This window comes from Amycolatopsis oliviviridis, from assembly GCF_014654365.1.
GTDB classification, from domain to species: Bacteria; Actinomycetota; Actinomycetes; order Mycobacteriales; family Pseudonocardiaceae; genus Amycolatopsis; species Amycolatopsis oliviviridis.
In genome coordinates, this window is sequence record NZ_BNAY01000005.1 from 154,139 (window position 1) to 166,903 (window position 12,765).

Here is a 12,765-nt window from a genome sequence, read left to right on the forward strand (position 1 = left end):
GTGCCGAACGACAACGGCAGCCTGGTGCTGTCCGCACTCGAGTTCGAAATGCTCTGGGAAGCCGAACGGCTGCCCCGCCGCCATGTCGCACTCGACGTGCCGAGCCCCGGAACGACCCATACGGAGCGGGCGGCACTGGTCGAAGAGGCCTGGGAATCCCTGCGCGCGCGAGGTCTCGCGCGGGGACACCAGGCGTCGGGCGAGCTGGTCGACATGCTGAACCTGTTCGCGCGCCCCCGGTTCGCGATCGACGTCTGGGTGTGGACTGACCGCGAGATCAAGGGCCAGGCGGTCAGCGTCGGCAACCAGGCGCTGCTCGGCGTGATCGACGAGGGCCAGGTGTGGCTGATCCCGGCCCGCGAAAGCTCCCTCGCCGAGGCCGCCGTCTCGGTCGCGGGTGACCTCGGCCCCGGTGTCGGCCAGTCGATCAGCATCCCGCACGACGTCCTCGTCCAGGCCGACGCCGCCGCCCGCGGCGACGCGAAAGCGCTGGTCGTCGCCCTGGAAGACCTGGACGTGCCGCTTTGGCAGGCCCAGGAGGTGGCGGGCATGCTGCTCGGCCAGGAGGCACGCGGCCAGTTCGGCATCGAACGCGCGGGCCGCGACGGCCGCCCCCGGCGCGCGGACCACGTCGTCGCCTTCTACGACACGGACTCGGGCCGGTACCTGTTCCAGGTCGCGCGGAACCGGGACGGGCGGGACTGGGCGACCATCACCCCGGCGGACAACCAGCTGCTGGCGACGCGGATCCGGGAAGTCGCCGACTTTTGACTCAGGGCTTGGGGAGCTTGGCGGCCACGAGTTCGGCGAACTCCTCGGCTGTGCGGCACATCGGACCGGGATCGGCGACCTCCTCTTGCGGCACGACGCGCGCTTCGAGTTCTTCCGTGGTGAATTCGTCGATCTTGCGATGGGTCCAGGTGATCGTGCAGTCGTCCATCACTTTGGGGCCGTTGCGAGAGGCTTCATAGGCCGGCTTGCCCGCGATCTCGATCGGCTTCTGGCCGCTAGCGCGATAGTCCTCTCCCACGCCCCTGTTCAGTTTGAGATAGAAGCTGTTCTTCTTGCCGATCCAGCCGCATGCCTGGAAGTTGTCGCCGAAAATCTCGACAGGTTCTCGAGCGATCGACGTTACGTCCGTAACGGGCATGGTCGTGCAGAAGTCGACGGTCGAAGCGGAATCCGGGGATGCCTGGCGGAGCGGGGCCGAGCCGGAACGAATCTGGTCGAGGATCACCCCCAGGGCTTCGAGCGGAGTCTCACAGCTGTCCCCGGAGTTCCGGGCAGCCGTGGTCGCGATTCCGAATCCGGGCATCGATGCGTTCGCGGCGACGACCTTGCAACTCTTGCCGTCGAGGTGCTTGATGACCTCGGTTCCGGACAGCTTCACCCGTTCGCCCTCTTCGTAGAGGGAAAGTTTTACGGCGAGGTCGATTTCGATCCTGCTGCTCTTGGACTTGTCCGCCGTTTCGCCAATCGAGTGAGTGCAATGGTAGAGCCTGACCCCGGCTTCTGGTTCCTTCACCGGGCCGCTGTTGGGTAGCGAGTTGCTCTTCAGCAGTTTGCAGGGGTCGACTCGCCCGATCTGTTCGGGACTGAACGGCGCCGGGGCGGGCGGCTGCCCGGCCGATTCCTGAGCCGGTTGAGCCTTCGCTGTGCCGTCATCCCGGTTGGCCACGATAAGGCCGGTCGCTACAGCGATCGCGACGACCGCTGTAGCCGCTCCCGCGATCAGCAGCGGAGCCCGGCGTTTCCGCGGCCGCGGCATGTCGGCCGGAAGGGACAGCGCCGTGTTGACCTCTGCCTTCTGCCCGGCGATCGAGGCGTGCACCGCTGGAGGCCAGGGTGTCGCGCTCGGTGTGACCGGCCCCAAGAAGTCCAGGATCTGCGCGGGCGTCGGTCGTACCGCCGGATCCTTGGCCAAGCAGGGCTCGGCGAGCCGTCGCACGTCCGGATGCACCATCCGCAGGTCGGGATGGCTGTGCACGACGTTGTAGAGGGTCTGCGGTGTGGAAGCGCCGGCGAACGGGCTTCGTCCGGTCGCGGCCATCACCAGCAGGGCGCCGAGCGAGAAGACATCACTCGCCGGGGTGATCGGGTATCCGTTTGCCTGCTCAGGTGACATGAACCCGGGCGAGCCGATGATCGACCCGGTGTGCGTGATGTCCGTTTCGCCCTCGGCGGCACGGGCGATCCCGAAGTCGATCACCCGTGGGCCGTCGTCGGTGAGGATGACGTTGCTCGGTTTCAGATCCCGGTGGATCAGTCCGGCCCGGTGGATCTCCATGAGCGCGGACGCGAGGCCGACGGCCAGGAATCGCAGCGAGTCCAACGGCAAGGGGCCAGTGGCGTCCACGGCCTCCTTCAGCGAAGGTCCGGCCACGAAGACGGAGGCGAGCCAGGGTGTCGCCGCGTCGGCATCGGCGTCCATCACGGCCGCCGTGTAGGCGCCCGAAACCATTCGCGACGTTTGGACCTCACGCCGGAATCGCGAACGGAAACCTTCGTCGTGGGCGAATCCTGGATGGACCTGCTTCAGTGCGACAAGGCGTCCGTCTTGCGACACCCCCAGCAGTACTCGGCCCATGCCACCTTCGCCCAGCGAAGCGACAAGGCGATAACGCCCGACTTGCCGGGGTTCACCCGGATTCAGCGGTTTCATGAAGTCTTACCTCCCCGGTGGCATGCTACAAAGCGTGTCCGGGTGGTCGCATGGTCATCGGCGGGGTGGAAGTTGGCGTGGAAGCCCACACGGCCCGCTGTCGAGGTCTTAAAGTATGCGCGGGAACCGTCCTGATCGGCCGCGCGTCTGATCGGGCGGACGCAAAGTTTTCCGTGTTGCGGTGAAGGGGATGACGAACCGTGCCTGTGTACGACCCGGAGTCGATGGGGATCGCCGCCGGTCAGGTGGAGAAGCTCAAGGACGAGTTCGAGAAGTCCAAGAAGCAGGTCACCGGCGTCGATGACGAGAAGGAAAGCCCGTTCGGCACGATGGGCGGCTCGGGTGACGTCCACGGCGCGGTGGGCTCCTTCAAGGACGGTGTCCACAACGAGTTCGATTCCGCCGGAAAGCTGATGGAGGCCACGGCCTTCGTGTTGCGCAAGGCCGCGGGCCTGATCCAGGAGACCGAAGCCGTGCATGTCGACAATCTGAAGCTGCACGAGCACGGCAAGCAGTGAGCACGCGAAAGCCGGCCCCGGTGGGCCTGATTTCTAGGGGGCGTTGTGGGCGATATTGATTTCCCACCGAACTGGTCGCAGGTCACGGAAAAGGCCAAGCAGGTCGAGGGCATCAAGCCTGAAGCCATTCAGAAGGCCGCGGATCAGTTCCATGCCGCCGCGTCGCAGGCCGGTGACCACAGTGCTTCGCTGAAGTCGTCGACCGACGCGTTGAACGGCGGTGTCTGGAAAGGCCCCGCCGCCGACGCCTTCTTCGATTACGTCAAGCAGATCACCTCCGCGGGTGACCGCGTCAAGGGGCACTTGGAGGAGATCAGCAAGGACCTGGGTGAACTCCAGGTTCAGCTGAGCGACATCAAGGGCAAGATCGATGACGCCGCCAAGACTGCGCAGACCACCATCCAGACGTGCATCGACACGGAGACGCCCAAGGTCGCGGCCGCTCGTAAGCAAGCGGCCGACGCGGCGGATCCGGACAAAAAGGTTCAGCCGCCGAACCCGACCGCGGAACAGATCATCACCGCGGCGAACACCGCGAACCAGAAGACCGCCGGCTCGGCCGTGGAAACCATGACCGGGTTGCTGACCCAGGCCGACGGTCTGATCAGCAAGTCGCAGCAGCTGATGAAGAAGGACATCGAGGGCGGCGGCTACGCCCAGGTCCCGATGCCCGGCAAGGACGGCACCGTCCCCAAGCGCACCGGCGGTCTCCACACCGGAGGCGGCGGCGGTGGAGGGGGCGGCGGAGGTGGTGGCGGTGGGGGCGGCGGCCTCGGGCCGAGCGGCGGCCCGCCGTCGACGACGCCGCCGGGCAACGTCCAGCAGTGGATCCAGGAGGCCATCAAGATCCTCCAGGCCAACGGGATCCCGGTGACCGAAGCGGACATCCAGAAGATCTGGACGATCATCGAGAAGGAGTCCGGCGGTAACCCCAACGCCATCAACAACTGGGACTCCAACGCGGCCAAGGGGACTCCGTCCAAGGGGCTGATGCAGTGCATCGACCCCACCTTCAACGCGCACAAGCTCCCCGGGCACGACAACATCTACAACCCGGTCGACAACATCATCGCGGGCGTCCGGTACACGTTCTCGCGGTACGGCGGGTTCGAAGGGCACCCCGGTCTGAAGTCCATGGCCGGTGGCGGCGGATACCAGGGCTACTAGCGGCCTCGTGAGTGGCTATTGACCCGTAAGTCAACGTTGTCTTGCTGGATGCGTTGTCCGTGAAGGCCTCCTTGAGGGACCCTGGGTCCCTCAAGGAGGCCTTCACGGACTGGTGTTCGGGAGACGTCGCGAAAGTGACTTTCGCGGTACCCTCAATAGTCCTTCAGTACCAGGCCGTTCGCCGCTTCCGTCAGCGGCCGCATCGCCGCTTTCAGTGCCCGGTCCCGGAACGGCAGATACGGCAGCACCCGCAACGACTGGATCTGCTTCCATTGCCGAAACCTGGTCTGCTTCTTCTGATTCAGTGAAGCCAGCGCCTGGTTCTGCCGTACGAACGGTCGCATTTCCTTTTCGTACAAAGCGAAAGCGGCGCGATGATCCGGTGAAGAAGTCAGGGAGCCGGCGAGCACATAGGCCCCGACGAGCGCCAAACTGGTGCCCTGTCCCGAAAGCGGCGACGGCCCATAGCCCGCGTCGCCGACCAGGGCGACCCGCCCTTCGGTGAACCGGTCCATCCGGATCTGGGTCATGGAATCGAAGTACAGCTCGCTCGACGTCATTTCCCGCAGCAGTCGCGGCACTTCCCAGCCCTGGCCCGGGAATCGGTCGGCGATCAGTTTTCGTTGCTGATCGAGGTCGTGCCGGTCGAAGTCGAGTTCCGGCGACTGGAAGCCGAGCATCGCCCGCGCTTCGGTGTTGTTCCGCGCGCTGTACAGGCCCGCCAGCTTCCCCGGTGTCATGTGGAAGGTCTGCCAGCGGTCCAGATCGAGGAAGTTCGGCACGGTGAACACCGCGAGATAGGTGTCCAGGTGGTGCGAAAACTGTTTCTCCGCACCGAAAACGAGCGACCTCACCGCCGAGTGCTGGCCGTCCGCGCCGACGACGAGGTCGAAGTCCCGCGCCTCCCCTCGGGCGAAGGTGACCCGGACGCCGTCGGTCCGCTGCGCGATCCCGGTGACCCAGTCGCCGTAGACGTACTCGACGCCGTCCCGGGCGACCGACGCCAGCGTCTCCGTCAGGTCGTCCCGCAGGATCTCGACGTCCTCGCTGTCGGTCAGCCCGCCGGTCAGCGTGTGGTCGGTGACCTTCGCCAGCGTCTTGCCCGCGCCGTTCACGAACGACATACCGCGCATGTCCGTCCGTAGCTCCCGGAGGCGTCCGAGCGCGCCCATCCGGTCGACGACGCCGAGCGCCGTGCCGCGGATGTCGACCGCGTGCCCGCCGACCCGGGGTGCTGGAGCCCGCTCGACGACCGTCGGCGCGAAACCGTGCCGGCGCAGCCAGTACGCCAGCGTCGTACCGGCGATTCCCGCGCCCGAAATCAGGACCTTCCGCATCCGAACTCCCTGTGTACGGTGTTGTGAAGCACTGCGTACAACGTAGGAGCGCATCGGAAGAAGCCCAGGAAATCGACTTGATTTACTCCAGTGCACTAGTGCGATTAAGGTAGTGCGGCAGCCGGAACAAGGCCAGGTGCACTACCTTGAGGAGGCGACGATGGCCGAGCCGCCCTACCTGCGGATCGCCGCCGAGATCCGCCACCGGATCGTCGCCGGTGAGCTGCGTGAAGGCGACAAGGTCCCTTCGACGCGGCAGATCATCGCGGAGTGGGGTGTCGCGATGGCGACCGCGACGAAGGTGCTCGCCACGCTCAAACGGGACGGCCTGGTCGTCGCGAGACCCGGCGCGGGCACGGTGGTCACGAGCCGCACCCGGAAAGCCACGCCGAAGCCCGAGACGGAGCTGTCACGCGAGCGGGTGGTGAAGGCCGCCATCCGGATCGCCGACGCCGAGGGCATCCGAGCGCTGTCGATGCGGCGCGTCGCGTCCGGCCTCGGCGTCGCGACGATGGCGCTTTATCGCCATGTCACCGCGAAGGAGGAGCTGGTTCTCGAGATGGCCGACACGGCACTCGGCGAGATCCGCCTCCCGCCCGAACCGCCGCCGGGCTGGCGGGCGCAGCTGGAGCTGATGGCGAGGGCCCAGTGGGCCTTGTTCCGGCGGCATCCCTGGCTCGCGCAGGCACTCTCGATCACCCGCCCGCAGCCGCTGCCGAACCTGCTCAGCCACGCGGACTGGGCCACCCGCGCGCTCGACGGTCACGGCCTCCCGGCGTCGACGATCATGTACGCGCACATCACGATCTTCAACCACGTCCGCGGCATCGCCCTCAACTTCGAGGCCGAGGCCGAGAGCGAATCCGGGACGGCGGTCTCGGCCGACGCCTGGCTCGCCGTCCACGAACCGATCCTCTGGGACCTGGTCTCCGAAGGCCGCTTCCCGAACTTCGCCGGTGTCGTCTCGCGTGCCCCGTTCGACTACGACCTCGACACGCTCTTCGAGTTCGGCCTCCAGCGGCTCCTCGACGGCTACGCGGTTCTCCTGGCGAAGGCGAGTTAGCCTCACTCACATGTCCTTCCCCGGTCCCGCCGCGCGCTCCGACGTCCCGCCGTTCCACGTCATGGACGTCCTTTCGGCGGCACAGGCGCGACAGCGCAGCCACGGCGATCTCGTCCCCCTGCTCGCGGGGCAGCCGTCCGCGCCGGCGCCGCGGCCGGTGCTCGAAGCCGCCCAGCGGGCGCTCAAGGACCACCACCTCGGCTACACCGAACAACTCGGCATCCCCGAACTGCGCGAGGCGATCGCGGCGCACTACAACCGCACGTACCCGGTCGACGTGAGCCCGCAGGACGTCATCGTGACGACCGGTTCGTCCGGCGGTTTCCTGCTCTCGTTCCTCAGCGCCTTCGAAGCGGGCGACAGGGTCGCGATGGCGCGCCCCGGCTACCCGGCCTACCGCAACCTGCTGAAGGTGCTCGGCTGCGAGGTCGTCGAGTTCGCCACCGGGCCGGAGACGAACTTCCAGCCGACCGTCGCGCTGCTCGACGAACTGGGCCCGATCAAGGGACTCATCGTGGCCAGCCCGAGCAATCCCACCGGCACCGTCCTGCCTCCGGGTGAACTCGCCGCGATCAGCGGCTGGTGCGCGTCACGCGGTGTGCAGCTGATCAGCGACGAGATCTACCACGGCATCTCCTACGGCAGCGAGCTCGACTGCGCCTGGCAGTACGGCGACGAGGCGCTCGTGCTCGGCTCGTTCTCCAAGTACTTCGCGATGACCGGCTGGCGGCTCGGCTGGATGCTCGCGCCCCAGCGGCTGCACCGCGCGATCGACGTCCTGACCGGCAACTTCACCATCTGCCCGCCCGCGGTCTCGCAGCACGCCGCGACCGCCGCGTTCACCGAGGAGTCGTACGCGGAGGCCAACGGCCACGTCGAGCGCTACCGCGCCAACCGCGACGTGCTCTTCGACGGCCTCAAGGGCATCGGCATCGACAAGCTCGCACCGGCCGAAGGCGCCTTCTACGCTTACGCCGACGTCTCGGAGTACACGAACGACAGCCTCAGCTGGTGCCAGCGCCTCCTCGCCGAAACCGGCGTCGCGATCGCCCCCGGCATCGACTTCGACCCCGTCGACGGCGGCAGGTTCGTGAGGTTCTCCTTCGCGGGCTCGCGCGAGGACATCGACGAGGGAGTCCGCAGGCTGGGAGACTGGCTCACACGGTCAGGGGGAACCCCGAATTCACCCTGAACGTTGAGCAGAACGAAGGCGCTCGCGAGTTCCGCCTGACAACCTGGACTCACCGGGCCCGCTCGGGCGACGGTGAGGCAATCGGAGGATGCCATGTTCTGGAAGATCGTCGGCGGGCTGCTGCTGGCTTGGGTGGCCTTCATGGTGCTCGGGTCCGTGCTCGGTTTCCTCGTGAAGGCCGTCTTTTGGATCGCCGTCATCGGCGGTGCGGTCTTCCTCGGCACGGCCGCCTATGGCGCCATCAAGGGCAAGGGCACCCCGAAGCAGCTCCGCCGCTGAGCTGCTGAAACCGAGCTGCCGAAACCGGCCGCTGAACGCTAGGGTTTGCGCGCCACCCCGCCGAGCGACGTGAGGTTCACGGGCGAAAGCGGGGTGAAGCGCGGCCCGTCCGGCCACCACAGATGCGGGTAGGTCAGCCCGGGTTCCATGAGTTCGAGTCCCTCGAACAAGGACTCGATCTCCTCACGAGTGCGGTACAGCGTGTCCAGCCCCGTGCCGTTGAAGCGCTTCTCCAGAGACGTCGCGAGGTCGGCGGCTTCCGAGCCGTCGGCGGGGTTGTGCTGGTGCAGCAGCACGACGTACGAGCCCGGGGCGAGCGCGTCGACGTAGGCGCGGACGACCTTCCGGGCCTCGTCGAGGTCCTGGATGTGGTGCACGATGGCGCACAGGATCAGCCCGGCGGGCCGGTCGAAATCCAGCCGGTGGGTGCGGACGAGCTCCTCGATGACCTCGGCGGGCTGCGTCAGGTCGGCGCCCAGCATGTGCGCGAAGTCGTTCGCCGCGAGGATCGCCCGTCCGTGCGCCTGGACCACCGGATCGTGGTCGACGTAGACGACCTGCGCCTCGGGGTTGTACCGCTGCGCGACCTGGTGCGTGTTCTCCACGGCGGGGAAGCCGGACCCGAGGTCGAGGAACTGGTCGATGCCTTCCCGGTCGGTCAGGTAGCGCACCGTCCGGACGAGCCAGTGCCGGACCTCCTTGGCCATGACCTGGGATTCCGGCGCGAGCTCCAGGATCTGGCGCAGCACCGCCCTGTCGGCCGCGTAGTTGTCCTGGCCGCCCAAGAGCGCGTCGAAGACCCGCGCGATGCTCGGGCGGTCGAAGTCGACCGGCACGAACGGGCGCTGATCCGCTGACATGGGCACCTACCGGATGATCGGTTTGGACGTGTCCAGCGTAGGTCATCCGCTTCACCGCAGGTAAGCGGATGAACGACGAGGGTGATTTATTCCTCCGAAGAGCCGAAGGCGGATTGCGCTGTTGTCACGCCGACCCAGCGTTCGGCCTTCATCCCGATCGCCCGCGCTCCGTCCACATTGGACTGACGGTCGTCGAAGAACAGGCAGTCGGCCGGTTCGGCGCCGAGTTCGGCGAGCAGGATCCGGAAGATCTTCTCGTCCGGTTTCATGCAGCCGAGGTCGCCCGAAAAGAGCTTCACGCGGAACAGGCCCGCCCACTCCTGCTCGCGCACCCAGCGGCCGAAGGTCGACGACGCGTTGGAGAGCAGCGCGAGCGCCGCGCCCGCCTCGTGCAGTCCTTCCAGCAGTTCGAGCACGTCCGGTTCGAGATGCGTCCAGCCGGTGACGTCGATGCGGGTCAGTTCGTCGGCGAAGGCCTTGTCGACCGGGACGTCCAGCGCGCGGCCGACGCTCTGCCAGTACTCGAGGTCCGAGCCGCCGGAGTCGTACCTGTCCCGTTCGGCCCAGTAGTGCGGCTCGAAGTCGGCGAGTTCGAGGCCGAAGGCCTTGGCCAGGGTGGGCAGCGCGTCGGTGTGCTCGCTGATGACGTCGCCGTAGTCGAAGACGATCCAGTTCATGTTCAGCCCCCGGTGGTGATGCGGTGAAGGGTTTCTTCGATGTCCGCCGCCGAGAGGTCCCGGTGCGTCACGAACCGGATCCTGCCCGAGCTGGGCAGCGTCCGGATCCCGAGCCCCTCCAGCCACTCCAGCCTGCCTTGGAGGTCGGGAGCGGTGACCTGCACGATGTTGGTCTCGGGGGTGTTGACCTCCCAGCCGTGCTCGGCGAAGCCGGCCGCGAGCCGCGTCGCGTTCTCGTGCGCCTCGGCCAGGTCGCCGATGCGGTCCAGCGCGACCAGTCCCGCCGCGGCCAGCACGCCTGCCTGGCGGACGCCGCCGCCGAGCATCTGGCGCATCCGCCGCGCCTTCTCGACGAACTCGTGACTGCCCGCCACCACCGAGCCGACGGGTGCGCCGAGTCCCTTGGAGAAGCAGGCGGAAACGGTGTCGGCGCCGACCGTGAGCGCCGCGGGGGGAAGTCCCAGCGCGACCGACGCGTGCCAGATGCGGGCGCCGTCGAGGTGCACGGTCAGCCCGGCCTCTTTCGCCACCGCGACCAGCCGGGCGTGCTCGTCCGGCGGGGTGATCGCGCCGCCCGCCGAGTTGTGCGTGTTCTCCAGGCACAGCAACGGGGTGCGCAGCGCGTAGTAGGGCCCGCGCGGGACGCCGATCGCGGCCGAAAGCGTTTCCGGCGTCGGCCGTCCGGGGCCGGCGTCGTGTTCCAGCGGCTCCGGCATGCCGCCCGCGAGCCAGGCGGCGGAACCGAGTTCGTCGGTGATCACGTGCGAGCCGCGCGGCGCGAGGAACCGGTCGCCGCGCTGGAGGTGGAGGCTCAGCGCGATGAGGTTCGCCATGGTGCCGGTCGGTGTCCAGAGCGCGGCGGGCATGCCGAGGAGCTTCGCGGCGCGCTGTTCGAGGGCGCCGATGGTCGGGTCGCCGTCGAGGACGTTGTCGCCGACCTCGGCGTTCGCCATGGCCTGGCGCATGACGTCGTCCGGTCGGGTCACGGTGTCGGAGCGGAAATCGATCGTCGAGGTCACGGTACGATCACATCACATCGACGGGCCCGCCATGAATCTCCTCCCCGGCTGGTCCGTCGCGCCCGCTCATGCAACCGTGGACGCCCCCGGTTCCGTCCTACCCACCGACGAGGCAAGAGCGGAGACACAAACCGCGTGAACCAGCGCGACGAACAAGAGTTCGCGGAGTACTTCGCCGCGAAGCGGGACTCCGTGCGCAGGACCGCGTACATGCTCTGCGGTGACTGGCATCGCGCGGACGACCTCGCGCAAACGGCGTTCGTCGCGTTGCACCGGAGGTGGAAGAAGATCAGAGAACGGGCGGCGACCGACGCCTACGTGCGGAAGACGCTGGTCAGGGCGGCCATCGACGAGTCGAGGCGGCCGTGGCGGCGGGAGTGGCAGACCGAAGAGCTGCCCGAACCGCCGCAGGACGGCTTCGACCTCGGCGAACAGGTCGTCACCAGGGAAGACCTGCTGGCCGCGCTGCGTGAGGTGCCGCCGAAGCAGCGGGCCGTGCTGGTACTCCGGTTCTTCGAAGGGCTGGACGTCGGCGCGGCGGCGAAAGTGCTCGGCTGCAGCGAAGGGAACGTGAAGAGCCAGACCGCGCGCGGGCTGGCGAACCTCAGGCAGGTCATGGAGAAGGAGGAGGTGGCACGGGATGGACGAGAATGAGCTGAAGGCGTTGTTCCGTGACGCCCCCGGCGACTCGCCGTCGCCGACCTTCGACACCGCCGACGTCGTCCGCGCCTCGAAACGCGCCACTGCTCGACGCCGAAACGGTATCGCGGTGGCCTGTAGTGTGGTGGTTTTGGTCTTGGCCGGAGTGGGCATGTTCGGCGTGCTCGGCGGAACCGAGCTCCAGATGGGGACCGCGGCCAACTCCGGTGACGAAGCCGCTTCCGCGGGGCAACCCGGGGCGGCGTCCGCACGTCCTCTTGACAGCGGGGAGTCCTCGAACTTCTCGAACCCGCCGCCTCAGCAGGGGGGCGACGGGCCAGAGAAGACCGGCCGCATGTCGGCCGAAGGCACCTACGGGTGCGACCAGGTGGACCGGGAGCTCGCCACCGCCCTCGCTGGCGAGCTCCCGGTCCCCGTGGATGTCGCCAAGTCGACGCCCGGCGACATCTGTTCGACGGGAGCCAGGTCCGCGGGGTTCCAGGTGCCGGGCGGCGCGGTTTCCGCCGCGGTCTATCCGGCGGGCGCGTCCGTCCCGGCCATGCCCGCGGGCGCGGCCGAGGCACGGCGGACCACCGCCAAGGGATCGCTGGTGATCGTGGTGAGCCTCGGCGACGGTTCGGGCAAGCCCGCTTTCTCCCAGACCGACGTCGATGGCTTCGTCGGCGTGCTCGCGACCCGCTACTGACAGCGCCTGGCAAAATGGCCCGTCATGACCGCCGCCGCGACCACGCCGAAGGGTGAGCGACGCCGTGCCGAACTCATCGAGGCCGCCGCGTCGCTGCTGGCCGAGGGCGGTTTCGATGCCGTGCGGCACCGTGCGGTCGCCGAACGCGCCGGACTGCCGCTGGCTTCGACGACGTACTACTTCGATTCGCTCGAAGAACTCGTCACCGCCGCGGTCGAGCACCACGCGAACCAGGAACTGGAGACCGGACGGCACCGCCTCGAAGAGCTGGCGACCCGCAACCGCGGTGTCGAGGCCACCGTCGACCTGGTGCTGGACATGCTCCTCGGGCCGCTCCGCCCGGATCGCGAGGCCGACGCCGAAGCCGTCCTCCTGCGGTACGAACGCCTCGTCGGCACCGGTCGCCGTCCGTACCTTCGGCCGCTGATGCGGACGCTGTCCGCGCAGCTGTACGAACTGCTCCACGAGATCTTCGCGCGCTCCGGCACCCCGGTGGACGCCGCCGAACTGGAGCGGCTGGTCGCCCTCGTCGACGGCGCCGTGGTCAACGCGCTGATCGAGGTCGACCCGGAACCGAGGGCCGCCGCCGCGCGGATGCTGCAGGCCGCCCTCGCCTGACCGCTTTTCTTCCTTCGCGTTTCAGGCG

General features: G+C 67.9%; 14 protein-coding genes. 9 read left to right on the forward strand and 5 right to left on the reverse strand.

Annotated elements, in window-relative coordinates:
- The gene (locus IE302_RS22370) at positions 1–771 is read left to right on the forward strand and encodes an ESX secretion-associated protein EspG (RefSeq protein ID WP_191256453.1); all 771 of its coding nucleotides are present in this window, start codon (positions 1–3) and stop codon (positions 769–771) included.
- Between the two features lies 1 nt (position 772).
- Here IE302_RS22370 and IE302_RS22375 read toward each other — a convergent pair whose 3' ends face one another.
- The gene (locus tag IE302_RS22375) at positions 773–2,662 is read right to left on the reverse strand and encodes a serine/threonine-protein kinase (protein WP_191256454.1); all 1,890 of its coding nucleotides are present in this window, start codon (positions 2,660–2,662) and stop codon (positions 773–775) included.
- 200 nt (positions 2,663–2,862) lie between these two features.
- On the opposite strand from IE302_RS22375, the gene IE302_RS22380 reads away from it, so the two are divergent.
- A complete protein-coding gene (locus IE302_RS22380; protein WP_076156274.1) occupies positions 2,863–3,180 on the forward strand; it encodes a hypothetical protein in 318 nt (105 codons plus the stop codon).
- Positions 3,181–3,225: 45 nt separating this feature from the next.
- A complete protein-coding gene (locus IE302_RS22385; protein ID WP_191256455.1) occupies positions 3,226–4,347 on the forward strand; it encodes a transglycosylase SLT domain-containing protein in 1,122 nt (373 codons plus the stop codon).
- Between the two features lie 152 nt (positions 4,348–4,499).
- On the opposite strand, the gene IE302_RS22390 is transcribed toward IE302_RS22385, so the two are convergent.
- A complete protein-coding gene (locus IE302_RS22390) occupies positions 4,500–5,684 on the reverse strand; it encodes an FAD-dependent monooxygenase (RefSeq protein ID WP_191256456.1) in 1,185 nt (394 codons plus the stop codon).
- A 160-nt stretch (positions 5,685–5,844) separates the two neighbouring features.
- On the opposite strand from IE302_RS22390, the gene IE302_RS22395 reads away from it, so the two are divergent.
- The 3 genes from IE302_RS22395 (at position 5,845) to IE302_RS22405 (ending at position 8,218) form a co-directional block, all read left to right on the forward strand.
- Positions 5,845–6,747 (forward strand): TetR/AcrR family transcriptional regulator C-terminal domain-containing protein, encoded by a 903-nt coding sequence (locus tag IE302_RS22395; protein ID WP_191256457.1) that lies wholly within the window; start codon positions 5,845–5,847, stop codon positions 6,745–6,747.
- Positions 6,748–6,757: 10 nt separating this feature from the next.
- Positions 6,758–7,939, forward strand: a complete 1,182-nt coding sequence (locus IE302_RS22400) for a pyridoxal phosphate-dependent aminotransferase (RefSeq protein ID WP_191256458.1) — start codon at positions 6,758–6,760, stop codon at positions 7,937–7,939.
- A gap of 93 nt (positions 7,940–8,032) precedes the next feature.
- The gene (locus IE302_RS22405) at positions 8,033–8,218 is read left to right on the forward strand and encodes a hypothetical protein (RefSeq protein ID WP_037320551.1); all 186 of its coding nucleotides are present in this window, start codon (positions 8,033–8,035) and stop codon (positions 8,216–8,218) included.
- Positions 8,219–8,256: 38 nt separating this feature from the next.
- Here the strand turns inward: IE302_RS22405 and IE302_RS22410 are convergent, their stop codons facing one another.
- From IE302_RS22410 to IE302_RS22420, 3 genes are all read right to left on the reverse strand, one after another.
- Entirely contained in the window at positions 8,257–9,078 is an 822-nt protein-coding gene (locus tag IE302_RS22410; RefSeq protein WP_191256910.1) for an SAM-dependent methyltransferase, read from the reverse strand.
- A gap of 86 nt (positions 9,079–9,164) precedes the next feature.
- Positions 9,165–9,755 (reverse strand): HAD family hydrolase, encoded by a 591-nt coding sequence (locus tag IE302_RS22415; RefSeq protein WP_191256459.1) that lies wholly within the window; start codon positions 9,753–9,755, stop codon positions 9,165–9,167.
- A gap of 2 nt (positions 9,756–9,757) precedes the next feature.
- Positions 9,758–10,774: a threonine aldolase family protein gene (locus IE302_RS22420; RefSeq protein WP_191256460.1), complete on the reverse strand. Its 1,017-nt coding sequence runs from the start codon at positions 10,772–10,774 to the stop codon at positions 9,758–9,760.
- Between the two features lie 135 nt (positions 10,775–10,909).
- On the opposite strand from IE302_RS22420, the gene IE302_RS22425 reads away from it, so the two are divergent.
- From IE302_RS22425 to IE302_RS22435, 3 genes are read left to right on the forward strand one after another with little or no spacing between them, the layout of a single operon-like run.
- Positions 10,910–11,428, forward strand: a complete 519-nt coding sequence (locus IE302_RS22425; protein WP_020632335.1) for a SigE family RNA polymerase sigma factor — start codon at positions 10,910–10,912, stop codon at positions 11,426–11,428.
- Positions 11,415–12,119, forward strand: coding sequence for a hypothetical protein (locus IE302_RS22430; RefSeq protein ID WP_191256461.1), 705 nt, complete (start codon positions 11,415–11,417; stop codon positions 12,117–12,119). Before IE302_RS22425 ends, IE302_RS22430 begins: the two co-directional genes overlap by 14 nt.
- 24 nt (positions 12,120–12,143) lie before the next feature.
- Positions 12,144–12,737 carry a TetR/AcrR family transcriptional regulator gene (locus IE302_RS22435; protein ID WP_093932430.1) on the forward strand — a complete coding sequence of 198 codons (594 nt, stop codon included), beginning with the start codon at positions 12,144–12,146 and terminating at the stop codon, positions 12,735–12,737.
- The last annotated feature ends 28 nt before the right edge of the window (positions 12,738–12,765 follow it).